This is a genomic window from Vibrio sp. SNU_ST1, assembly GCF_030563405.1.
Lineage (GTDB): Bacteria > Pseudomonadota > Gammaproteobacteria > Enterobacterales > Vibrionaceae > Vibrio.
Map to the genome: position 1 here is coordinate 53,256 of NZ_CP130749.1, position 23,325 is coordinate 76,580.

Annotated in this window: 20 protein-coding genes; 16 read left to right on the forward strand and 4 right to left on the reverse strand. The window is 42.7% G+C overall.

The features are described 5' to 3' along the window. Window positions 1–265: 265 nt before the first annotated feature. Window positions 266–2,461 carry an EAL domain-containing protein gene (locus Q5H80_RS14620; RefSeq protein WP_304570169.1) on the reverse strand — a complete coding sequence of 732 codons (2,196 nt, stop codon included), beginning with the start codon at window positions 2,459–2,461 and terminating at the stop codon, window positions 266–268. A gap of 277 nt (window positions 2,462–2,738) precedes the next feature. On the opposite strand from Q5H80_RS14620, the gene Q5H80_RS14625 reads away from it, so the two are divergent. From Q5H80_RS14625 to Q5H80_RS14685, 13 genes are all read left to right on the forward strand, one after another. Next, the gene (locus tag Q5H80_RS14625) at window positions 2,739–3,842 is read left to right on the forward strand and encodes an alpha/beta hydrolase (protein WP_304570170.1); all 1,104 of its coding nucleotides are present in this window, start codon (window positions 2,739–2,741) and stop codon (window positions 3,840–3,842) included. A gap of 428 nt (window positions 3,843–4,270) precedes the next feature. Beyond that, entirely contained in the window at window positions 4,271–4,873 is a 603-nt protein-coding gene (betI, locus tag Q5H80_RS14630; RefSeq protein WP_102362853.1) for a transcriptional regulator BetI, read from the forward strand. A 115-nt stretch (window positions 4,874–4,988) separates the two neighbouring features. After that, window positions 4,989–6,449: a betaine-aldehyde dehydrogenase gene (gene betB / locus Q5H80_RS14635; RefSeq protein WP_304570171.1), complete on the forward strand. Its 1,461-nt coding sequence runs from the start codon at window positions 4,989–4,991 to the stop codon at window positions 6,447–6,449. Between the two features lie 70 nt (window positions 6,450–6,519). Then, the gene (gene betA / locus Q5H80_RS14640) at window positions 6,520–8,232 is read left to right on the forward strand and encodes a choline dehydrogenase (RefSeq protein ID WP_192891628.1); all 1,713 of its coding nucleotides are present in this window, start codon (window positions 6,520–6,522) and stop codon (window positions 8,230–8,232) included. Between the two features lie 143 nt (window positions 8,233–8,375). Next, complete coding sequence (locus Q5H80_RS14645; RefSeq protein WP_304570172.1) at window positions 8,376–9,347, forward strand: choline ABC transporter substrate-binding protein; 972 nt, start codon at window positions 8,376–8,378, stop codon at window positions 9,345–9,347. Between the two features lie 108 nt (window positions 9,348–9,455). After that, entirely contained in the window at window positions 9,456–10,298 is an 843-nt protein-coding gene (gene choW, locus Q5H80_RS14650; protein ID WP_012600072.1) for a choline ABC transporter permease subunit, read from the forward strand. A gap of 2 nt (window positions 10,299–10,300) precedes the next feature. Further along, complete coding sequence (gene choV / locus Q5H80_RS14655) at window positions 10,301–11,515, forward strand: choline ABC transporter ATP-binding protein (RefSeq protein WP_192891630.1); 1,215 nt, start codon at window positions 10,301–10,303, stop codon at window positions 11,513–11,515. A gap of 363 nt (window positions 11,516–11,878) precedes the next feature. Continuing rightward, the gene (locus Q5H80_RS14660) at window positions 11,879–12,361 is read left to right on the forward strand and encodes a MarR family winged helix-turn-helix transcriptional regulator (protein WP_102458739.1); all 483 of its coding nucleotides are present in this window, start codon (window positions 11,879–11,881) and stop codon (window positions 12,359–12,361) included. A gap of 436 nt (window positions 12,362–12,797) precedes the next feature. Continuing rightward, complete coding sequence (locus tag Q5H80_RS14665; RefSeq protein ID WP_304570173.1) at window positions 12,798–13,454, forward strand: Qnr family pentapeptide repeat protein; 657 nt, start codon at window positions 12,798–12,800, stop codon at window positions 13,452–13,454. Window positions 13,455–13,689: 235 nt separating this feature from the next. Continuing rightward, a complete protein-coding gene (locus tag Q5H80_RS14670) occupies window positions 13,690–13,950 on the forward strand; it encodes a DUF5062 family protein (RefSeq protein WP_009845972.1) in 261 nt (86 codons plus the stop codon). A 469-nt stretch (window positions 13,951–14,419) separates the two neighbouring features. Next, entirely contained in the window at window positions 14,420–14,953 is a 534-nt protein-coding gene (gene ectA, locus Q5H80_RS14675) for a diaminobutyrate acetyltransferase (protein WP_012600076.1), read from the forward strand. 35 nt (window positions 14,954–14,988) lie between these two features. Beyond that, window positions 14,989–16,254, forward strand: coding sequence for a diaminobutyrate--2-oxoglutarate transaminase (ectB, locus tag Q5H80_RS14680; RefSeq protein ID WP_304570174.1), 1,266 nt, complete (start codon window positions 14,989–14,991; stop codon window positions 16,252–16,254). 13 nt (window positions 16,255–16,267) lie between these two features. Beyond that, window positions 16,268–16,654, forward strand: coding sequence for an ectoine synthase (locus tag Q5H80_RS14685; RefSeq protein WP_009845969.1), 387 nt, complete (start codon window positions 16,268–16,270; stop codon window positions 16,652–16,654). 208 nt (window positions 16,655–16,862) lie between these two features. Here the strand turns inward: Q5H80_RS14685 and Q5H80_RS14690 are convergent, their stop codons facing one another. Beyond that, window positions 16,863–18,425: a PAS domain-containing methyl-accepting chemotaxis protein gene (locus Q5H80_RS14690; protein WP_304570175.1), complete on the reverse strand. Its 1,563-nt coding sequence runs from the start codon at window positions 18,423–18,425 to the stop codon at window positions 16,863–16,865. Window positions 18,426–18,889: 464 nt separating this feature from the next. Here Q5H80_RS14690 and Q5H80_RS14695 point away from each other — a divergent pair, with 464 nt between their 5' ends. Next, window positions 18,890–19,513, forward strand: coding sequence for an HAD family phosphatase (locus Q5H80_RS14695; RefSeq protein WP_304570176.1), 624 nt, complete (start codon window positions 18,890–18,892; stop codon window positions 19,511–19,513). Window positions 19,514–19,569: 56 nt separating this feature from the next. Further along, on the forward strand, window positions 19,570–20,409 hold the full coding sequence (locus Q5H80_RS14700; RefSeq protein WP_304570177.1) for a hypothetical protein: 840 nt from the start codon (window positions 19,570–19,572) through the stop codon (window positions 20,407–20,409). 99 nt (window positions 20,410–20,508) lie between these two features. Here the strand turns inward: Q5H80_RS14700 and Q5H80_RS14705 are convergent, their stop codons facing one another. Together Q5H80_RS14705 and add are read right to left on the reverse strand one after the other, a co-directional pair. After that, entirely contained in the window at window positions 20,509–21,084 is a 576-nt protein-coding gene (locus Q5H80_RS14705; RefSeq protein ID WP_304570178.1) for a sugar O-acetyltransferase, read from the reverse strand. 155 nt (window positions 21,085–21,239) lie between these two features. Next, window positions 21,240–22,238, reverse strand: coding sequence for an adenosine deaminase (gene add / locus Q5H80_RS14710; protein WP_304570179.1), 999 nt, complete (start codon window positions 22,236–22,238; stop codon window positions 21,240–21,242). A gap of 120 nt (window positions 22,239–22,358) precedes the next feature. On the opposite strand from add, the gene Q5H80_RS14715 reads away from it, so the two are divergent. Continuing rightward, the gene (locus tag Q5H80_RS14715; RefSeq protein ID WP_304570180.1) at window positions 22,359–23,318 is read left to right on the forward strand and encodes a LysR substrate-binding domain-containing protein; all 960 of its coding nucleotides are present in this window, start codon (window positions 22,359–22,361) and stop codon (window positions 23,316–23,318) included. The last annotated feature ends 7 nt before the right edge of the window (window positions 23,319–23,325 follow it).

Consider the following 23,325-nt stretch of genomic DNA (forward strand, 5'->3'; position numbering starts at 1 on the left):
GCGTCACGAAAAATGCCTGATGCGAATAATTAAACACTTTCCACGCTAGTTCAATGCCGATTTGTAATTTTTGCTTGGGTTTTTCAGTAGGTTAGAAGGGGGATTTTAGTCTGTTGGCGAAGAGGGCCGGAAATGAGAGATCTAATGTCGAGTTTTTACTTTGATATTTGGTATAACCGTGAGGGGACTAACCATGAAGCCTCCTTTTAAAGAGGCTTCATGGCTGATTAGGACTTAACTCGACGATAAGACCTACGGTTTGAGCTTAAGCAGGCGTATTTCTGTGTTCCGAGTTATGATTTTTGGCAAACAGAACAAAATCGTCTAGTGGCATTGGTTTTGCGAAATAGAAGCCTTGTACTTCGTGACACCCTGCGCGGTCTAAAAATTCAAGTTGCTCTTTTTCTTCAATGCCTTCAGCCAGTACATTGAGTGAGAGTTCGGTTGCTAGCTTACAAATCATGCTCAAGATAGCTTGGTCATCGGTGTTGTTAAGTAAGTCCTTTACAAACTCTCGATCTATTTTCAGTCGATCTATAGGGAGTAGCTTCAAATAGCTAAGAGATGAATAACCAGTACCGAAATCATCTAATGCTATTTCAATGTTTAACTTCTTTAAGTCATTCAATACAGCCACGACCTTCGACACATCACCCAACATGGCACTTTCTGTTACTTCTAATTCCAGTAAACTCGGAGAAAGGCCAGTTTTTTCTAAGGTTAGTTGTGTCAGATCTAAAATGTTCTGTTCCGAAAACTGAATGCTCGAAATATTAACGGCAACCTTTACACCAGCAAGCGCTTTATGATTCTGCCACTGTTGGCAATCAGTGGTAGCTTGTTCGAAAATATGAGCACCCATTGGAATGATTAAATGGGATTGCTCTGCCAGTTCTATAAAAAGGTCAGGCCTTACGAGGTCTCCATTTGGTTTTTTCCAACGCATGAGCGCTTCGGCACCAATGATACGATTGGTCTTTAAGCAAAATTGAGGTTGGTAATAAGGAATAAATTCTCTGTTTTCAATCGCATTGTTTATCTCTTTGATTAACGTTATACGTCGCAACGCAGCATTTGACAGTTCAGGTTGATGCTTAACCGTAATGTCATCGCCTTTTTCCTTGGATACATATAGAGCGATGTTCGCTTGAATGAGCATCTCAGAACTGCTTTGTGCACCATTTGAACTGCAGGTTGCACCAAGGTTAGCCACTAGTTTTATCTTGTTCTCATCAATGATAATTTCATTTGAAACCACATCAATCAACATAGCAAAAAAAGTGTCCGAACCTTCATCGCCATTGTGTTCTTTCGCAGGCACTGCGATACAGAACTTATTTTCATCCAATCGAGCTAAATGAAAATCAACCATGGTTGTGCATGCGGATAAGCGGTTGGCTAGACGAAGCAAGATTGTGTCCCCGGCTTTATAGCCGAGTGTATTGTTGATATCTCTAAAACGTTTAATATCAATGATTAACACGGTGATGCGTTCATTTTTTTCTTTGTGTTTATTGAGCAACTCATCAAGCGATCGCAAAAACCCAAGACGGTTCGGCAACTTAGTGAGCGAATCATAGTAAGCCAGTGTTTCGATTTCTTTTGTTAATGCTCTGCGTTGCTGTTCTTTATCATAAAGGCTAGAAAAAGCACTTTGTAGTTCCGTTATCTCGTAATATTTTGCTGGTGGTAAAGACGCACTTTCTTCTTTGCCTTGTGCCAATAAACTAAGAGAGCGAGTGATGTTTTTTAACGGAGTCGATACTCGACGAGCGATGGCAAAGTTAATAAACATCACCGTCATAAAGCTGATTATGCTAATAGACATCAAAGATTGATTGATCATCTTTCCATATGTTAGCCATTCATCTACAACTGTATTTACCTCGAGAATCCCCCGTACATCGTTGAGTTCCCAATCGTGTTTAGGAGAGTCGGGGTGGCTATTGTGGCAGTTTACACAAGTTTGATCATAGAGGCGGTCTGCTCGAGCGACGCGTACTCGGGTTTTGTCTTGCTCTTGTACAAACTCGACGTAGAACTCATCTGGTTTCTTGTTAATTGCTACCCACGCCCGTTGTTGAAATTCGTCAAAAAGCCTACCTTGACGGTTTTTAAAAGGATAAGGGCTGGTGAACGAGGTCGTTATGGTGAGATCTTTATCAGATTTATCAAGCATTTCGATTAAGAAGGTCGCAGGAACAGGGATACTGTTCTCTAAGGATTGGTGCTGGGCTGTTGCCACGAGTTCTTTACTATCAACAACTTTCTGTACGACATTTGATGAGTAATAGTTACGAATACTATGAAATGTAGTCACGTAGTTCTTTGCATTTTCAACCGACACTTTTTGAACGAAATCTTCAAGGATAACGGTTGATATTAAAGAGAATAGTAAAATACAAGCAAGTGCTATTCCTATGATTGGATAAATAATGGTCCAAGATAGTGAACGCTTCATTGTCTACCTTTATTGATGGTTTTAATTGCCTGACACTACTGAAGTGGCTTTCCATGTGGCTTGTTGTTGATTTGTTAGCATTATATATAATTGTAGAGTGACTGAATGTAAGCCAATGTAACTGGTCTTATGAGTTGATTTGCACCCTGACGTGAGTGTTTTTAGCAAGGAAGGGGGCGAGGATATAGATGAAATACATTCCATTACATAGTTACGACAGATAATTTAATTGTTAACCAATAGAATTTCTCCAATCAAAATTTTGGGGAATAATGGTATGAAGTACTATCGAAATACGTTGCTAGCGTTACCTTTGGCTCTCTTGGCTGGCTGTAATTCAAGTTCAAACGCGGGACAATCAACCACCATTTCGCAAAAGAAACCGAAGGCTGACTACGTATTTTCTTCAGCTAAACTTGGTGAATTGTATCAAGAGAGGCAAGAGCTCCAAGAAGAGGCTATGAAGCTCTCTTACGATGGTATTTTGTATGAAAAAATTCAGTTTGCTGAAGATATTAGTGATAAGCAAAAAGTGATTAAGCTTTCGGATGGCTTAGGCCAAAGTGTTGATCTGTACTTTCCTGAAGCTGGGTTTGATAGTTGTGGTATTTATACAGAGAGCAAGGGCTTGGATCTATTTGATTGTGATGCAGCACAACGCTTTACTTCTAATGATACTACGTCAATAAAAGCAATGACGAAGGATAAAAAAGTCTCCGTTAAGCTTGAATACCAAAACGAGTTGTCGCAATACGTAACGAGCCTGGGTTCGACGATTCTAAGTAAATCCAAAAATGGTAATAAAGTCACCATCACTACATCGTTTGCCTTCAACGCTTTTTACCGCGATGTGCTCAACGAGACTGGCGCTGTTGATCGAATTCAGTCGACTCTGGGGGCATCAACTTATTCTCAGTTGTTTGATATCGTGAAATTGTATCAAGGCAGTGAGATGACGTTGAAGTTTACCAACCATATTGGTGGTAGTGCCGACGATGATATCAATATGTACACCGGTCGCATGATCCACAATAACAACATGACGACGATCGTAACGCCTACAGGCTCGGTGTTCTCTGGCGGCACGGACCTGTTTGCTGCAGGTAATCCACGAGTTTTGCAACGCGCTGATACCACTAAAGCTATTGAGCTTAATAAGCAGGTTGGTGTGCACAGTTGGGCTGAGGGTGATAAAACAGCCAAAGAATTCCCATACACCAACGAAAGCCATCGTAAGCAAGCGACCTACTTTAAAAAGGTGATGGGAGAAAAAGGAATAGACTTCTATATATTCACTTTAGATTCTGCACCTGCTGCTGGTGAGCACTGGATGACCAAAGCAGACTCTGAGAAGTACGGCTTTATCACTCGCATTGATTAGCTTAAGCTCGGATTAAAATAGAAGCGACTTGAGAAGGTTGGTGATGACGTTGTTGTTACCAGCCTTTTTTGTTCATTTTTTACTCGTCACTTATGTTGAGTGCAAATTTCCTAGTTTTAAATTTCAGTATCAAGACTAATTGATACTACCTTTCCACTTCCCCCAAAAAAGTGTCTACACGGATTCCTACTGATTTATTTTTTGCTCTTTCTAAGCAAAGCTTTTGACCCGTAACCATCACACCTCAAATCTTTAATGATTTTATTTAGTGGTCTAAATGATATTTAAAGTATTGTTTTAAAATGATTTATTTGATTTTGAATGGTGTGTTGTTACGATTTTGTTTTAAATAATCATTTGAACCCTAATTAAATTTCTGTCATTTTATACTTAACTGAACGTTCAATATAAAATAGAAGGACTAAGAAATGCCCAAGGTTGGGATGCCTGACATACGTAAACCACAGCTTGTTCAAGCCACTATGACGGTGATTGATAGAGTAGGTTTACATGCCGCGAGTATTGCGTTGATCAGCAAAGAAGCGGGAGTCTCCACTGGCATTATTAATCACTATTTTGGTGGGAAACATGGCCTGCTTGAAGAGACCATGCGAGAAATACTGCGTCAACTTTCGAATACCGTAACAACAGAATTAAAAGCGCTCCCTGCTGATGCTCACCAGCAAAGGATCAACGCTATCATCAACGGTAATTTCGAAGGTTATCAAGCGGAAAATAAAGTGTCGAAAACATGGCTGGCATTCTGGTCTTATTCGATGCATGACGCTCAACTAAAGCGCCTGCAAAGGGTTAATGAAAAGCGTTTGATTTCTCATTTACTTATTGAATTAAAATCGATTTTTCAACCTGAGCAAGCGGAATTGATCGCACACGGCATTGCATCATTAATTGATGGGATCTGGCTCAGAGGGACGCTCAACCCTGAAGGCATTAACGCCGATAAAGCACGTGCAATCATCAATGACTACTTAGACAAGCAGCTTACGTTTTACTCGTGTCAGCGCGATTAATGACTCGTTAAAAATTTTAGTGAGTGAGCTCAAAGGCTCGCTCTCAACAACGATATGCATTCACAAATACATAGACCGATAGAGTCTAACAACAATAATTAAGTCAGAAGATCAAATGGAAATGAACTCGTTATACATCGATGGTAAAGCGGTTGACGCTACCTCAGGCGAAACTTTCGTCAGCATTAACCCTGCAAACGGCGAACCTATCGCAACGCTTGGCCAAGCTTCTTCAGCTGACGTTGAAAATGCGATTGAATCGGCGAAGCGCGGATTTGCGGTATGGTCAGCAATGACAGCCGTAGAGCGCAGCCGTATTCTTTTGAAGGCAGTAGAAATACTTAGAGCTCGAAATGAAGACCTTGCAAAGCTTGAGGTTGTTGATACGGGCAAGCCATTGCAAGAAGCGATTGAAGTGGATGTGGCGTCTGGCGCTGATGTTATTGAATATTTTGCTGGCTTGGCTCCAACGCTGCAAGGTGACCAACAGCCGCTCAGCGAATCTCAATTCTTCTACACACGCCGTGAACCGCTTGGCATCTGTGCAGGCATTGGCGCGTGGAACTACCCAATTCAAATCGCGATGTGGAAATCAGCTCCGGCACTTGCCGCGGGTAACTCGATGATCTTCAAACCGTCTGAAGAAACCCCTCTCACAGCTCTAAAGCTTGCAGAAATCTTTACCGAAGCTGGCCTTCCTGATGGCGTGTTCAACGTGGTTCAAGGTGACTACCGTGTTGGTCAAATGCTAACGGCGCACCCAGACATCGCTAAAGTTTCTTTCACGGGTGAAACCGGTACGGGTAAAGCCGTGATGGCTGACAGCGCTAAAACGCTGAAATCAGTCACTATGGAGCTAGGTGGCAAGTCACCAATGATCGTGTTTGATGATGCGAAATTGGATGATGCAGTTTCCGCTTCGATGGTCGCGAACTTCTACACTCAAGGCGAAGTATGTACCAATGGTACTCGTGTTTATGTACACGAAAATATTTATGACGCATTCATTGCCCAACTTAAAACACGTACTGAGAAACTGATCATTGGTAACCCAATGGATATGGAAACTCAGATCGGTGCGTTGATTTCTAAAGAACACCTTTCAAAAGTCCTTGAAGCGATTGAGCTAGCTAAACAGTCGGGTGCAACCCTGCTGACGGGCGGTTATCAAGTGACAGACAATGGCCTTGAAAACGGCAACTTTGTTATCCCAACCGTGTTTGTGGAATGCGAAGACCACATGCCTCACGTTCAACAAGAGATCTTTGGTCCTGTGATGTCGGTAATGAAGTTTACTGACGAAGACGATGTGATTCGTCGTGCTAACGATACTAAATACGGCCTTGCTGCTGGCGTATTCACGCAAAACCTTTCTCGCGCTCACCGTGTTATTCATCAAATGCAGGCGGGTATTTGTTGGGTTAATACATGGGGTGACTCACCTGCAGAAATGCCTGTTGGTGGCTACAAACTTTCAGGTGTTGGCCGTGAAAACGGACCAGAGACTCTACTTCACTATACGCAGACTAAGAGCATTCTTATTGAACTTGGCGACTACGCCAGCCCTTATGCCTAACGCGTAACACTCAATTCAAGAGACTGGCTTACGAGCGAGTCTCACTGACTCATCTCAGGGAAAAGATAACATGGAACAACGCTACGATTATATTATCGTCGGCGCGGGTTCGGCCGGCTGTGTGTTAGCGGATAGGCTAACGGAAAGCGGTGAACATAGCGTTTTATTACTGGAAGCGGGTGGTACGGATAAGAGCATTTTTATCCAAATGCCGACTGCGCTTTCTTACCCGATGAATACTGAAAAGTACGCTTGGCAATTTGAGACTCAACAAGAACCGGGTCTTGATGGACGTGAACTGCATTGCCCACGTGGCAAGGTGTTGGGTGGCAGCTCATCGATCAACGGCATGGTTTATGTTCGTGGCCATGCTTGTGACTTCGACCAATGGGAAGAAGAGGGCGCTGCTGGTTGGAATTACCAAGCTTGCTTGCCTTACTTCCGCCGTGCTGAATCATGGAATAAAGGTGGTGACGAATATCGTGGCGACAATGGCCCTGTAGGCACTTGTAACGGTAACGATATGGAGCTCAACCCCCTTTACCAAGCGTTCATCGATGCAGGTAAAGACGCAGGTTACCCAGAAACTCAAGACTACAACGGCTACCAACAAGAAGGCTTCGGCACCATGCACATGACGGTAGACAAGGGTGTTAGAGCCTCAACCTCTAACGCTTATCTACGCCGCGCATTGAAGCGTTCAAACCTTACCTTGAAAAAAGGCATCGTGGCACGTCGTTTCTTACTTGAGACACAAGACTCAACAGGTCAATCAGGCTTGAAAGCCGTTGGTGTCGAGTTTGAAAAGTCAGGCAATACCCAAGTTGCGGTAGCGAACAAAGAAGTGATCTCTTCTGCGGGTTCTATTGGTTCTGTTCAACTGCTGCAACTTTCTGGTATCGGCCCGAAAGCAGTGCTTGAAAAGGCGGGTGTTGAGCTTAAACACGAACTCAGTGGTGTCGGTGAAAACCTACAAGACCACCTAGAAGTGTACTTCCAATATCACTGTAACGAACCCATCACGCTTAACAGCAAGCTTGGTTTAGTCAGCAAGGGCATGATTGGCGCAGAGTGGATTCTGACTCGTAAAGGTTTGGGTGCCACTAACCACTTTGAATCGTGTGCGTTCATTCGTTCTCGAAAAGGATTGAAGTGGCCGAATATTCAATATCATTTCCTACCAGCAGCAATGCGTTACGACGGTCAAGCGGCCTTTGATGGCCATGGTTTCCAAGTACACGTTGGTCCGAACAAGCCAGAAAGTCGCGGTACGGTGGCGATCACTTCGGCGGATCCTCATGCCAAGCCAGAGATTATTTTCAATTACATCTCGACCGAGCAAGACCGCCAAGATTGGCGTGATTGCATTCGTCTGACGCGTGAGATCTTATCTCAACCTGCTATGGATGCTTACCGTGGTGAAGAGATTCAGCCAGGTCTGAGTGTAACTTCTGATGAAGCGATCGATGAATGGGTTAAGCAGAACGTTGAAAGTGCGTATCACCCTTCTTGCGGCTGCAAAATGGGCGCTGATGATGACCCAATGGCGGTACTTGATGAAGAGTGTCGTGTTCGTGGCATTGATAGCCTGCGCGTTGTCGACTCGTCTGTTTTCCCTGTTATTCCAAACGGCAACCTGAACGCACCCACCATCATGGTCGCTGAGCGTGCCTCGGATTTGATTCTGGGCAAGCCCGTTCTAAAAGAGCAAAACGTTCCTGTATGGATAGCCCCGGAATGGGAAGAGACGCAAAGAATCAATAAGCCAGTACGAGAAGCGTAAGCCTCTGTTATTAGCTAAAAAATAGAAAAAGTAGCAAAGAATAAAAACAACAAGTAACAAAACTAATTAGTCAAAAGTCAGAAGAACTGCTCTCTATCGGTGTTGATATCGAGCAGCAAAAGGAAAGATAAAAAGGAACCATTATGACGACTCTAAATATTCAGAACGTGACTACGAAAACGTTAACAGTATTAGCCATCAGTTCATTTGCATTTGGTGCTAATGCTTCTGTTGAACCACAACAATGTGAAAACGTACGCTTCGCTGATGTAGGTTGGACAGACATTACAGCGACAACGGCTGTCACTTCAGAGCTACTGAAAGGTCTAGGTTACAAAACTAAAACCGACCTACTTTCAGTTCCGGTCACTTACTCTTCGATGGCCAATGGCGACATTGATGTCTTCCTAGGTAACTGGATGCCAACAATGGAAGGCGATATCGCTAAGTACCGTGAAGCAGGAACGGTTGACACTGTGCGTGCCAACCTTGAAGGCGCAAAATACACGCTTGCTGTTCCTAAATACGTGTATGACGCAGGCGTAAAAACCTTCGCTGACCTTGCAAAAAATGCCGACAAATTTAAAGACCGCATCTACGGTATTGAGCCGGGCAACGATGGCAACCGTCTAATCCAGTCAATGATCGACTCAGACGCTTTTGGCTTGAAAGATTTCAGCTTAGTTGAATCAAGTGAAGCGGGCATGGTATCGCAAGTATCTCGCGCTGCTCGTCGTAGCCAGTGGATCGTTTATCTAGGTTGGGCACCGCACCCAATGAACAGCAACGTTGAGATGGAATACCTATCAGGTGGTGACGACTTCTTCGGCCCGAACTACGGCGGCGCGAATGTTTACACCAATGTTCGTTCAAACTACGTGTCTGAGTGTGCAAACGTCGGTCAACTTCTGCAAAACCTAGAGTTCACTCTAGAGATGGAAAACCAGTTGATGGAAGAGATTCTTAACCAAAAAGTGAAGCCAGAAAAAGCGGCGCAACAGTGGTTAAACGCTAACCCACAACAAGTTGAAGCTTGGTTAGACAACGTAAAAACGCATAAAGGTGAATCAGCGACGCAAGCGGTTACTGAATACCTAAAACAAGTTAAAGCTTAGTTTTACCTAGCTATCGATCTATTTATCAAAGCTCTATAAATAAAAAAGGTGGGCTTGCCAATTTATCGATTGGTTTGAAGTAGCCCACCCATAATAAAAGGCAATATTGTGAATTTTATTACGGAAAACAAAATCCCTGTTGGTCAATGGATGGAAGCGGGTGTTGATTGGTTAACGATCAATGCAGCAGGATTCTTTGACGCTATTTCGATTTTTTTAGAAACCGTCATTATGTTTTTAGTCGATGTATTTAAGTGGATGCCGCCGGCTTTACCAATCGTTATTACTGCGGCGATTGCATGGTATTTACACCGTAAACCCTCGCTTGTGATTTTCGTGGTTGCAGCCTTGCTAACCATTTTAAACCTTGGCTACTGGCAAGAAATGCTGGAAACCTTTGTCCTCGTGTTTGCAGCGACAACGATTTCCGTATTAATTGGAGTTCCAGTTGGCATTATGGCCGCGCATCGCCCTTGGTTATATACGGTGCTTAGACCCATCCTTGATTTAATGCAGACGGTTCCAACGTTTGTGTATCTGATTCCGACTTTGGTTTTATTCGGTTTAGGTATCGTTCCTGGCTTAATCTCGACCATCATATTCGCCATTGCCGCGCCAATTCGTTTGACCTACTTAGGCGTCACCAAAGTGCCTGAAGAGTTGATTGAAGCGGGTAAAGCTTTTGGTGCGAGCCGCATGAAATTGCTGATGAAGGTGGAATTACCGGCCGCTTTACCAAGCATTATGGCGGGTGTAACCCAATGTATTATGTTGTCGCTTTCGATGGTGGTTATCGCCGCTCTTGTCGGTGCTGATGGACTTGGTAAACCTGTTGTTCGCGCATTGAACACAGTGAACATCTCACAAGGTTTTGAAGCAGGATTGGCGATCGTATTAGTCGCTATCATTCTGGATCGCTTGTGCAAAACACCAAACCAGAAGGAAGCTTAATCATGTCTATCTCTCAGGAACAAAAGTCTATGGATGCGATTACCATTAAAAACCTCGATGTTGTGTTTGGTGATAAGCCGAAGCAAGCGCTTGAGCTGCTCGACCAAGGTAAAACTCGCCAAGAGATCATCGATGAAACTGGCCAAGTCGTTGGCGTAGATAATGTGTCGCTGACCGTTGAAGAAGGCGAGATTTGTGTGCTGATGGGCCTGTCAGGCTCAGGTAAATCTTCTTTATTGCGTGCGGTGAATGGCTTGAATGAGATCAGCCGTGGTTCATTGGCGATCAAAGATGGAGACAAGCTGGTTGATTTAGGAGAACAGTGCGACGAAGCGACCTTACGTCATCTTCGTACTCACCGTGTTTCGATGGTGTTCCAAAAATTTGCCCTAATGCCTTGGTTAAACGTGTTAGATAACGTGGCGTTTGGTCTTGAAATGCAAGGTGTAGCCAAAGATGTTCGTCGTGCTAAAGCGCGTGAACAGCTTGAAATGGTGGGTTTGGCAGAGTGGGAAACCAAGTATCCTCATGAGCTCTCTGGCGGTATGCAGCAACGTGTTGGTTTGGCGCGTGCATTCGCGATGGATACTGACATTCTTCTTATGGATGAACCGTTTTCAGCGCTTGATCCGCTGATTCGTGCGCAGTTGCAAGATGAGCTAATCTTATTGCAAAACAAGCTTAACAAAACGATTCTGTTCGTGAGTCATGATTTAGATGAAGCACTAAAGATAGGTAATAACATTGCTATCATGGAATCAGGCAAACTGATTCAACACGGTAAGCCTGAAGAGATCGTACTTACGCCAAAAACAGAATACGTGAAAGATTTTGTCGCACACACTAACCCGTTGAACGTACTCAAAGGTCGTTCGTTGATGCAGCCTCTGGATTCTTTGAAACAAGAAGATGAAAGTTGGAAGATCTGTGACTCTAAAGACTTATGGATTGAGCAGAATGAAGGTACTTTGTCTGTAAAAGGTGAATCGACTTTAGCGCTTGTTGAGTGGAACGAATCTGACGATTTAACGGCTATCAGCGCGTCAAGTGTTGTAGTGGCAAGTCCAGAGATCGGCATGCGCGATGCGATTAAACTGAAACAGCTAAGTAATCACCCAATTTTGCTGGTGGAAGACAATAAACTGGTCGGTATTTTGGATAACAGTGAATTTTATAATGCGCTTACTGGTAACTTTCAGATGAATACAGCCGCGTAAAATTTCGTTTTTCAGCTTAGCTATTGGGGCTGGTTTTTTATTGGGTGGAGAGGGTTAAGTCTCTCTACCACTATGATTATTAAAATATATTATTCTTTGAGTTTGTATTCTCTGACTCATTATTTTTGCCTTCATTGAAGCTTTCATTCCCCCTTCATTAAGCAAAAGTGCCGTACCACGCAAGTTTAGTGGTATAGAAAAGATTGAGAATAGTATTAACATCAGTACAATGCGGAAAAATCAATGAAGTAAATTATCAATTTACAGTGTAATTCGGGCGAACCCAAGCTGTTCAGTTTGGAAAATCTCATCGCCACGGCACTGTAAAGTCACTCACAGTATATTAGTACAAAGGTCTGCATCTTGGATAAACATGACGAAATCTTGGTCGCTATTCGCCAAATTATTCGCGCTATCGATTTACACTCGAAAAAGCTGAGTAAAGAGTATGGTTTGACGGGCCCTCAATTGATTTTAATGCGCGCAATCCAAGAGATGGGTAATGTGACGATCAAAGAATTGTCTAATCAAACTAATGTGAGTCAAGCTACCACAACCACGATCATCGATCGCTTGGAATTGAACGGCTATGTACAACGTGTTCGCAGCTCGTCAGATCGCCGCAAAGTACACGCAAACCTGACTGAAAAAGGTCAAGAGCTACTTAACAATGCGCCACCTCCGCTACAAGATAACTTCGTTAAAAAATTCCAAAATTTAGAAGCATGGGAGCAAAGCCTACTGCTTTCTTCGATGCAACGTGTGTCTGCAATGATGAACGCCGAAGACATCGACGCAGCCCCAGTTCTACAGCTTGAAGGCATTGCAAACGTAGCCAAGAGCTAACGTAGTTTTAAATTGTCTAGCTAAAAAAAGTTTAAAGAGTTATACAATGGTCGCATTAAGCGGCCATTTTTTGATCTCGGCCTCCCAACTTTTCTGACTTTACTAATAAAAACCATCTTTTAGTTGTAGCCTATCGATATAAACTAAGGTTTTCGAAAGACTAAGTATCAAGCGAAGGTATCTATATAGGCTATTGCATCAAGTTTATGCTGACATATGATGTTCTTCTCCTTGTGCCCCCCCCGCTTCTAAGCGACAAAACTTTTTTCAAGATAATCGCATGCCATAAAACGAAAAGAACAGCCTTAAATGGCTTGTTTGATACCTTAAAATGGCCAAATTAGGGTGTTTTAAGTTGCTGTTTTCGTTGGTTTTTAATTTGATGTTTTCTTAAGATCACAATGGTAGTCTTAGCTTGATTTCTTTAGGGGGCTAAATGGACACCAATAACAGCACTTATCATCAGCACAGTTTTGCTCAGCAAGATCTATCAGAGCTTACATTTACAGCCTGTACGTTTATCCGCTGTGATTTCAGACGTTCGAACTTGCGTGATGCAACGTTTATTAACTGTAAGTTTATTGAACAAGGCGATATTGAGGGATGCCACTTTGATATTGCCGATTTACGAGACGCAAGTTTCCAGAATTGCCAGTTGGCGATGGCGAACTTTAGTAATGCGAATTGCTATGGGATTGAGCTGCGTGAATGCGACTTAAAAGGAGCGAATTTTACTCGTGCTAACTTTGCCAATCAAGTAAGCAATAGGATGTACTTTTGCTCTGCGTATATTACAGGCTGTAACCTGTCATACGCGAACTTGGAGCAGGCCTGCTTGGAAAAGTGTGAGTTGTTTGAAAACCGCTGGATAGGGGCTTACCTCGGCGGTGCGTCACTGAAAGAGTCTGATCTCAGCCGAGGCGTGTTCTCGGAAGACGTATGGGGGCAATTCAGTATGCAGGGGGCTAACTTGTGTCATGCGGAATTAGAAGGGTTAGACCCTCGCAAAGTGGATACGACAGGGATTAAGATTGTCGCTTGGCAACAAGAACAGCTGCTTGAAACCATGGGTATTGTTGTGATGCCTGATTGATTGGTTTTCTAATTCTGCATATCACGCTGTAAAACTCGGTTGTCGTATCACTCGGTGTAATCAACCACAGCCGTTAGAAGAAAAGCCCAAAGCTAATAACTTTGGGCTTTTCCGTATCTGGAGTCCGTAACCTGCAATTTATCAAAGCGACTCCTCAAACTGAGAGCGAAATAATCTTGTGAGTCTTTCGGTTTGATATACTCAGTGTTCATTCGATTAAGATGATGGAGATGATATGTCGAAAACCGCGAAGATCATTAATGAAGATAAATTGCTTAAGAAAGCTCTGGAAGTCGGCTCTAAAATGGCAAAGTTACAAGGCTTTGATTTGCCACACTCATCTCAACCTATAAAAGTTAAGGCTGTGTACTTGTTTCTTGTTGGAGTTAATCAGATCACGCCTTTACCTGAAAGTAAGCTTGATGGCGCGAATATTAAGAAGCGTTTAGCACTATGGATCCACAAGGCTCTGCCTGATAATGATCCCCTGAAGTAATTCGCGATTAACTCAAGTGATTCGAATTTGTTTCTTTTGGTTTATTGCCAATTTATGTTTACTTGAAAAACCTAGCTATCTCACGCTAGGTTTTTTTGTTTTAGGTATCTGCGTTTCAATATTAGAGCCTAAGCCATCTCTTTTTAGAGCGTCACTGTTTACCTTATTTAGTATTGGAGTCGTCGATATTTTTGCTGATTCCTACCCTTCCTACTCAGGCACTTGAACGCTGTATTTTATGAATTGCACTAACGATTTTCTTTCGTCTATTCCCTTGAAGACTTTCAAATTTATACCGACCCAATAAATACATTAGAACTCAAAGTATTGTTTAATACATACAATACTTATGTAAGTGTGATCTGTGTCGCTAAAATTTGATTTTTAGCGCTAATATGTTGATCTTTGTGTGCGGGAAATGCTCATAATTAAAAGGAATTTAATTAGAGTTCAAAGGAAATGTCTCGGTATGATTACGTCAGCGCCTTGGATCTTGTATCCAGAGGTTGTAGAAAAAATGATTGAAAAATGGAATTTTCGTGAGCCAGAAGTTTCGGATGGCAACAATATTTATCAATTAATTTCAGAGTGCCCTCCATTAGATACTAACTCTTCATATTGCAATTTCTTGCAGTCTACTCACTTTAGTAAAACTTGTATTTTAGTGGAGCATGAAGGTGACCTTGCTGGCTTTATTTCTAGTTATCAAAAACCCAGTGAGCCCAATGTTCTCTTTATTTGGCAAGTGGCGGTGGCGCCTAAGTTTAGAGGCAATGCTTTAGCCTACAAGATGCTAAACACCTTACTTAAACGAGAGGGTTTAAAGAGCATTGAAGCGATAGAAACGACTATCACTAAATCAAACCAAGCGTCTTGGGCATTGTTCAAAAAGCTGGACGAAAAAAACGGTAACACCGGGAAAGTGACTACTTTCTTAGATGAAAATCTTCACTTTAACGGGCAGCACGATACCGAATACCTCTATCGAATCCTCCTTAAATAATCAAACACTTATAGGAATTAAATAACGGCATTATCATGGATATTTTTAAAAAGCAGGAATCTAACGTACGTTCATACTCGAATAGTTTTCCAGTTACTTTTAGTAAATCAAAAGGCTGCTGGCTTGAAACAAAACAAGGTGATCGTTACATTGATTTTCTTGCTGGAGCAGGATCTCTCAATTACGGTCACAACAATCCAATACTTAAGCAAGCCTTGCTTGATTACATTGAAATGGATGGGATTACGCACGGTTTAGATATGCATTCAGAAGCCAAAGCTGAATTCTTAGAAGCGCTTACTCGCTTAATTCTAGAACCAAGAGATCTCAATTATAAAGTTCAATTTACAGGCCCAACAGGAACTAATGCCGTTGAAGCCGCGATTAAATTGGCTAAAAAAGTGAAAGGCCGAAGCAGCATTGTAGCGTTTACCAATGGTTTTCATGGTTGTACTGCAGGTGCACTGGCTGCTACGGGTAACCAACATCATAGACAAGGCGCGGGTTCAAACCTTAACAACGTTACGCGCTTGCCATTTGAGGGTTATGCTGGCATTGATGGATTAAAATTGTTCGAAACGATGTTAGCTGATAATTCTGCCGGTATGGATAAGCCAGCAGCCGTCTTATTGGAAACGGTTCAAGGTGAAGGCGGATTGAATGTCGCTTCAAATGAGTGGCTACAGCGCTTAAGTAAAATTTGTAAAGCCCACGATATCTTACTTATTGTCGATGATATCCAAGCGGGTTGCGGTCGAACGGGTACGTTCTTTAGCTTTGAACCTTCAGGTATCAAGCCAGATATAGTCACGCTGTCTAAGTCGATAAGTGGTTATGGCTTACCGATGGCCGTCGTTTTATTAAAGCCTGAATTAGACAAATGGCAGCCGGGAGAGCACAACGGCACCTTCCGTGGTAATAACCATGCGTTCGTTACCGCTACGAAAGCGATAGAAATGTATTGGTCAAATAATGATTTTGAAAATCATATTCAACGTAGCTCAAGCATGGTCGATGATGTCATTCAACGCAATATCAAGCGTTTCCCAGAGCTATTCGTTCAACGTAAGGGACGTGGAATGATGATTGGCATTGAATGTAAAGATGGAAACACGGCTGACGAAATTGCCAAAACGTGTTTTGAAAACGGTATGGTCATTGAAACAGCTGGCCCTAACGATGAAATAGTGAAGTTCTTTTGCCCACTGACTATATCTGAATCGGAACTGATGCAAGGTTTAACCATCTTCGAAGATTCAGTAGAAATTGTAGCAACTAAGTATTTCAAGAAAGTATCGTAATAGGGACAGTAAAATGATTGTTAGAACACTTGATGAATGTCGCAATAGCGAAAGACGTATTGTTTCGGATAATTGGGAAAGTACTCGCATGTTGTTGAAAGATGACAACATGGGTTTTTCATTTCATATCACGACAATTTATGAAGCGACGGAAACACATATTCATTACCAAAACCATTTAGAATCAGTATATTGCATGAGTGGTGAAGGCGAAATTGAAGTGGTTGGGGGTGAGACTTATCCCATTAAACCTGGGACGCTTTATATCCTTGATAAGCACGATGAACACTATTTACGTGCGTATAAAAACAAAGAAATGGTTATGGCGTGTGTATTCAATCCGCCAATTACTGGCGCTGAAGTTCACGATGAAAACGGCGTTTATCCTCTGGTTGATTAACCGACTTTTTCTGGGGTGAAATCTCACCCCAATTTCCATTTATCTAGTCTTTATTGCTTCTCTATAACTAAGGTCTTTTATGACATTTACCGTAGAAAAAATCGGCTTTGTTCTCGGTGTTTTATATGAAAAACCTAGCGATTTACCTACTAGGCTTTTTATGGATGGAGCTAAATATAATAGAGTTGGGTTTTATTCTGAGTTGACGTTATTTGAGGCATCGGAACTGTGACACTAATTTTCCTTGTGAGCTTAAGTTACTGACTAACCTTTCACACTCATCGCGGGTATCTGAGGCCAAGATGGTTGTTGTAGCAGTGACCTCACTAATTGATTGTACACTTGAGTTCATGTCTTCTGTCACACAAGCCATTTCCTCTACAGCCGCTGCTATTTGAGTATTTCTGTCTGAAATATCACTGACTTGGTTAATAAGTGTTTTCAGCTTTTCGCCAGAAATATCAGCACTGCTGACACAAATTTCAGACAGTTGATTGCCTTCGCTCATCATTTGTACGGCTCTTTGAGTGCTGTCTTGGATGAGTGAGATAACGTTTTGGATCTCTTGTGTTGAACCTTGGCTTCGTTGCGCTAGCGTACGAACTTCATCCGCAACAACCGCGAAACCTCGTCCTTGCTCACCTGCACGTGCCGCTTCAATGGCTGCGTTGAGTGCTAACAAATTGGTTTGTTCTGCAATGCTTTGGATCACGGTTAAAGCGAGACCAATGGTTTTACCATGCTCTTCTAGCTGTGTAATGACATCTGAAGCTTCGCTTAATTGAGTCGATAAAGCATGGATTGAATCAACGGTTTGTTTTACGGAGTCCATTCCTTCTGTGGCGGCTATGTTTGCTTGATCTGTTACTTCAGAAGCACTTTGTGCATTATGCGCAATTTCATTTGCAGTCGAGTGCATTTGGTTAATTGCAGCTGCCACTTGCTCTGTTTCTAAGGTTTGCCCTTCAAGGTTAGTTGCTGTGGTATCGCAGTTCTCAGAAGACGATTGCGCAGCTTGGCTAATTTGACTGTTAGAATCTTGGATGCGACCCACAACGGCGTTGAGTTCAGATTGGCGCATTTTTAGCGCCAACTGTATTTCTGAAATATCATCTACACGTTGGTTATAAACCAGCTCCATTAAGGGGTTATTAAAGACCTTACGAGCTTCTTCAGATACTGCTTCTAAGCGACGAGTTAGGGCATAAATACTGGCAATAGAACTAAGTGACAGTAGCCATACACCAGATCCTGCTAGTACAAATAGATCGATAGCTGCTGAAATAGCGGCAAGCGGTAGAATTGTAGCCGCAGCACGCTGCCAGAGGCGGCTTCGCAGGCCCTTAAGTTGACGAGGGGTGTTACCGGCTTTTATCTGAGCGTAAATCTTTTCGGCATTTTTGACATGCTGACGATTCGGTGCCAAGCGAACTGATTGATACTCAATGGTCTCCCCGCCTTCAATAATAGGTGACGCAAATGCATCCACCCAGTAATGGTCACCATTTTTGCATTGATTTTTGACGATACCCATCCAAGACTTACCCTCTTTCAGGTGAGCCCACATGTCTTTAAAAGCTTCCGATGGCATATCTGGATGACGCACAATATTGTGTGGCTGTGTTTTGAGTTCTTCTAAGGTATAGCCCGCAACGTCACAAAAATCTCGACTTGCGTAAGTTATATGACTGCTTGGTTTGGTTACTGACAGTAGGTTGTAGCTGGCTGGGTAAGTAACTTCTTTCTGTGTGGCAGTTTGATTCTTTACCATAATGCAACCTTAATCTAACAGTTGTTGATGTTATTGTTAATTTCATTATGCATCGTTACTAATTAAATACTGTGATTGATATGTAATGCAATGTAACGTATGTAATGAATGTAGCTCATATGGAGCAGCGTAAGCTTTGGCTATTATGTACAAGCGATAAGGTACACACGTCTTAGTAAGAGAGAGGCAAAGTCAGTAAGGGATTTTATGTTTCAATAATGTAAATAAGGCTGAATTTTACTCCCGGCCATTTTATAGGAGTGTTAAAACGAGTCAGTAGGTCAAGCCCCCTTAATTGGATAAAGCGTACTTTCTATATGATGGTTTGTAGGACTTTTTTTGTGCCTGCTCGTGATATATTGTGATTTCAGTCCTCATTCTGTAAAACAAGGTTATGAACTTTGAGGTGCGGCATTTAATGTCGGTGTTGTTGTTATTTCACGCGAATAATTCAGGAGTAAGGTATGAGTTCTAATCAAATAAAAAATGTGGTGTTTGACGTCGGCAATGTGATTGTACGTTGGTCTCCGCTAGAAATTACTCGCCTGATTTTCGGGGAACTTGATGATCTGGAAACCCAAGCGCGTTCAATTTTCCAAAGTACGATTTGGTTGGATTTGAACAAAGGGTTCTTAACTGAAAATGAAGCCAAATTTCGCTACCAACAAGAGCTAGATTTATCTTCATTAGAGTGCGATCGCCTGTTCTACTACGTTAAGCAAACGCAGATCTTGCTGTACGGTTCTGTTGACCTCATCAAGCAAGTAAAACGAGCAGGTTATGCCGTGTATGCGTTAACCGATAACGTGGTTGAGATTGTTGAGTACCTAAAAGCCACCTACGAGTTTTGGCCACTGTTTGATGGAGCAACGGTATCGGCAGAGTCGGGTATGCTCAAGCCTCAACCTGAAATTTATCATGCTCTACTGTCTCAACATGATCTTGAGGCCTCAGAAACGGTGTTCATTGATGATATGCCTTACAACGTCGAAGGGGCGAAAGCTGTAGGTATTACCGGTATCCAGTTTAGTGATGTGTTTCAGTGTGAAAGAGAATTGCTTGCACTGGGCATTGATTTGAATCGTTAATGGATTTGATGATTTCGAGTTAACGATTTAACTCTTCAGTCTAAGGGATGAACAAGATGAAAAGATACTCAGTAAGATCAATGATCACTTTTTTGGTTCTCGCTTTATCTGGATTGGTTCTTATTATGGCTGCAATACTGAAGATGCAAGGTGAAGAACCCTGCCATAATTGCTACGAATCAGATAAAGGGCAGTTTAAGTATGTCCTTTATGATGGAACCTCACCTTCGATAATTCCAAGTATTCACAACGAGCTATTGCTCAAACAGGCTCCTTTGATGAAGAGCTTCGGCCTTGATTCAATACCGGTCATAACGGTGAGAGTATGGCAAAACCAAAAGGCGTACTTGGACGAACAAGAGCGCAGTATTGGGCTGCGATACGCGTTTTCTACAGGCTATATCGAGCCTAAAAGTAATGAAATTAGGCTGCTTTATTTTGGTGGTGAGATCCATAAAACTGCCTTGCATGAGTTTGTGCATTTACTGACTCTGCAAGTGAATTCTAATTTTGCGAATAATCCGCGTTGGTTGTGGGAAGCTATCGCTATCTACAAATCTGAAGATTATTGGTTTCACATTAATAACAGGACAGCCATCAGTCGCCGTTTCGATGGGCTAGCTCAGGATTTATACCATAACCCGAACAGTAGCTCGTCTGTTTATGAGCTTGGGTATACGGTCGGTGAGTTTATTGAACGTTCATGGGGAGAGGGGGCGTTTGTTGATCTCATTAAGAGCAATGGGGATCCATCACAGTTTACCGATCAGCCAATAGAATCGCTGTTTTATGATTGGGAACAATTCGTCAAAACCACGTATTTGAGCGGCCCGAAAAGTGAGTATGAAAAGGCCATGGAGCGAAATCCATTCGATAGAAGAGACACGGCTAACTAATCAAAAAAGAGGTGATGCTTCATATGAACATCGCCTCTTTTCTATTTGTTGTTCTAAGTGGCTTCATTCTACTGATACGCTTTATTCTTCTATTTAGCTTTATTGTTCAGTATTCAGATGTCGAATCAACTTGGCTGGTGTACCACCGTATAAGCAGTCTGGTGGTACATCACTGTTGACCACTGAGTTGGCTGCGATAACTGAGCGAGCCCCAATCGTCACGCCTTGGTTGATCACTGAGTTACCGCCAACCCACACATCATCTTCGATTGTTATTGGTAAACAGAAGGTTTCCCATTTACGGCGGCTAAGATAGTTAAGCGAGTGTGAAGGAGTATAGAATTGAGCGCTTGGTCCTATCAAAACATTGTTGCCGATTCTGATGTTCGCGCCATCGAGCATCACCACATTCATGTTGATGAAGGTATCGTTGCCAACCTCAATGGTTTTGCCAAACTCACAATGAAAAGGGGACTGGATTAAGCTGTTACTGCCGACTTTACCGAGTAGTTGTTCTTGAAGTGCGTGTTGTTGGTCTGAATTTTGATGGTTGTTTAAGGCCATTAGTGCCTTTCTGGCATTGGAACGCATGGTATCAATTTCTTGGTCAGCACCATCATACACTTGTCCAGATAGCATCTTTTCTAGTTCAGTTTTATCGTTTGTATTACTCATGCTTGCCCACTTTCCGAGAGTCTCGGTTTAAATGACGAATACTGCAAGATTAGCGATTTTTTGACATAAAAAAAGAGAAAAGCCTCAGCCTTTCTCTTCCGGTTTTTTGTCACTAAGTGAGCCTTGCTAAGTTTTACCAAGACAAGCTCTACAAATTAGATTTGCTCAACGAAACCCATTAGGTGCTGCTTCACTTCGTCTGACGCAAAAGCGCTTTCTACAGAGTATTTGTAGATCTCTGCGTAGTCTTCTTGTGTTAGGCCGAATGTTTCACACACACGCTTCACTTCGTTGGTCATGGTTGTGTTCGACACAGTACGGTTGTCTGTGTTGATCGTCACAACGATGCCGTCTTTCTTGAATTCAGCAATTGGGTGGTCGCTAAATTTGTGAATACACTTAGTTTGCACGTTACTTGTTGGGCAAGTTTCAAGCGCAACTTGCTTCTCTTTAACGATGTTGTACGCGTCCTCGTTACCTTGGATGTGAACACCGTGGCCGATACGTTCAGCGTCAAGCATTGTCACTGCATCGTAAACGTTTTGACCGTGCCATTGCTCGCCAGCGTGCACGGTAATGCGGTAGCCTTTTTCAAGAGCGTATTGCGTGTACTCAGGGAATTCAGCACAGAAGCCTGGTTTTTCACCGCCTGCGATATCAAACGCAACCACGCCTTTACCTAGGTAAGGTTGGCCTGCATCGATTACGTCTTTGATAGAATCTTTAGGGAACATACGAAGCACAGACATGATGTAGTTGCCTTTGATGTCGTATTTCTCTTCAGCGCGCTTCATGCCTTTTACTGCACTTGCAATGATCGTATCAAGAGACAGACCTTTATTTACGTGAAGAATCGGTGCAAAACGAACTTCTAGGTACTTAACGTTCTCTAATGCAGCGTCTTCGTAAAGCTCGAAAGAGATACGCTCAATCGCTTCTTCTGTCTGCATCACTTGTAGTGGCAGGCTGAAACAAGCCAAGTACTCATCTAGGTTTTTACAATCTTCTGGCACCGTTAGAGATTGAACAACCGCGTCGCGATCTTCAGGTAGTTCGATATTGTACTGTTTTGCTAAGCCAATAATCGTATCTGGGCGAACACTTCCGTCTAGGTGGCAGTGTAAATCAATCTTTGGTAGTGCTAGAAAATCCATGAGTATTCCTTAATTCTATTATTCTTTGAGTGTTTTAACTCACATGCGCTAAATTTACCAAGACAATGATATGATTTAAAGTGACAATTAATCATCATTAACCTGAATTTAGGGAATATCATGGTAGATGTTAAAAGCTTACTTAAATGCGATATGAATTTGCTGCTTTGCCTACACGTTCTGATTGAAGAACGAAGCGTGAGCAAAACCGCAGAGCGACTCTTTTTGAGCCAGTCTGCGGTAAGTAAACAGCTCACTAAACTCAGAGCTTTGTTTGATGATCCGTTGTTTGAGCGTGAATCAAAGGGTCTATTCCCAACACCCAAAGCACTTGCGTTAGCGCCTAAGATCCACCAAATTCTACTGCAGATCGAAAAGCTGACTGTTCCCGAAGTCTTCGACCCTAAAGACAGTGAGCGTACCTTTACTATAGACCTTGTCGAAACCGCGTACACGGCGATTTACCCGCATTTTATGCCTACGGCACTTGCAGATGCGCCTCACATCACTATCAACAGTTCAACGTGGAGCAGCGATAGCTTCAAGCGCTTACTGAAACGTGAAGTGGATTTTGGTATCGGTATCTTTGAGCTGGATGAGCGCGCTTCTACCCACGTCCAGTGTATTCCTGACGAGCTGGATTATGTGGAACTGTGCTTGGACTACTCGGTGTGTTTGATGCGAAATGACCACCCAGCTTTGCAAGAAGAGTGGAACCTCGACACCTTCTTGAAGTATCGACACATACAGTTGGTGACGGGCGGAGCAGGTGATTGGCTTCTAATGGAAGTGCTAAATTCCAAGCAATTGGAAATTAACAAAGCCGCTAACGTGTCTGACATCACCAGTGCCATTAAACTGTGTAAGCAGAGTGATCTGTTGATGTGTTACCCATACAACTCGGTACGCGATTACATTGATAGCGGAGAGTTGGTGATGAAGCCTGTCCCGGTTGATTTGGTGCCAGGAGGCTTGTTCCTGTTGTGGCATAAATACTTCGATTCAGAGCCGAGCCATAAGTGGCTCCGAGATTTGATAGTCAATAAGACCCAAGACACTCCTGATGTCAGTCACAACTAAAGCACTT

What these genes read in the sequence shown, in the direction of transcription:
- betI (WP_102362853.1), top strand. Translation starts at nt 4,271, where the DNA reads ATGCCCAAGGTTGGGATGCCTGACATACGTAAACCACAGCTTGTTCAA.
- Q5H80_RS14695 (WP_304570176.1), top strand. Translation starts at nt 18,890, where the DNA reads ATGAGTTCTAATCAAATAAAAAATGTGGTGTTTGACGTCGGCAATGTG.
- Q5H80_RS14705 (WP_304570178.1), bottom strand. Translation starts at nt 21,084, where the DNA reads ATGAGTAATACAAACGATAAAACTGAACTAGAAAAGATGCTATCTGGA.
- ectA (WP_012600076.1), top strand. Translation starts at nt 14,420, where the DNA reads ATGATTACGTCAGCGCCTTGGATCTTGTATCCAGAGGTTGTAGAAAAA.
- Q5H80_RS14625 (WP_304570170.1), top strand. Translation starts at nt 2,739, where the DNA reads ATGAAGTACTATCGAAATACGTTGCTAGCGTTACCTTTGGCTCTCTTG.
- Q5H80_RS14690 (WP_304570175.1), bottom strand. Translation starts at nt 18,425, where the DNA reads ATGGTAAAGAATCAAACTGCCACACAGAAAGAAGTTACTTACCCAGCC.
- Q5H80_RS14715 (WP_304570180.1), top strand. Translation starts at nt 22,359, where the DNA reads ATGGTAGATGTTAAAAGCTTACTTAAATGCGATATGAATTTGCTGCTT.
- choV (WP_192891630.1), top strand. Translation starts at nt 10,301, where the DNA reads ATGTCTATCTCTCAGGAACAAAAGTCTATGGATGCGATTACCATTAAA.
- add (WP_304570179.1), bottom strand. Translation starts at nt 22,238, where the DNA reads ATGGATTTTCTAGCACTACCAAAGATTGATTTACACTGCCACCTAGAC.
- betB (WP_304570171.1), top strand. Translation starts at nt 4,989, where the DNA reads ATGGAAATGAACTCGTTATACATCGATGGTAAAGCGGTTGACGCTACC.
- Q5H80_RS14685 (WP_009845969.1), top strand. Translation starts at nt 16,268, where the DNA reads ATGATTGTTAGAACACTTGATGAATGTCGCAATAGCGAAAGACGTATT.
- Q5H80_RS14645 (WP_304570172.1), top strand. Translation starts at nt 8,376, where the DNA reads ATGACGACTCTAAATATTCAGAACGTGACTACGAAAACGTTAACAGTA.
- Q5H80_RS14665 (WP_304570173.1), top strand. Translation starts at nt 12,798, where the DNA reads ATGGACACCAATAACAGCACTTATCATCAGCACAGTTTTGCTCAGCAA.
- Q5H80_RS14620 (WP_304570169.1), bottom strand. Translation starts at nt 2,461, where the DNA reads ATGAAGCGTTCACTATCTTGGACCATTATTTATCCAATCATAGGAATA.
- betA (WP_192891628.1), top strand. Translation starts at nt 6,520, where the DNA reads ATGGAACAACGCTACGATTATATTATCGTCGGCGCGGGTTCGGCCGGC.
- Q5H80_RS14670 (WP_009845972.1), top strand. Translation starts at nt 13,690, where the DNA reads ATGTCGAAAACCGCGAAGATCATTAATGAAGATAAATTGCTTAAGAAA.
- Q5H80_RS14700 (WP_304570177.1), top strand. Translation starts at nt 19,570, where the DNA reads ATGAAAAGATACTCAGTAAGATCAATGATCACTTTTTTGGTTCTCGCT.
- ectB (WP_304570174.1), top strand. Translation starts at nt 14,989, where the DNA reads ATGGATATTTTTAAAAAGCAGGAATCTAACGTACGTTCATACTCGAAT.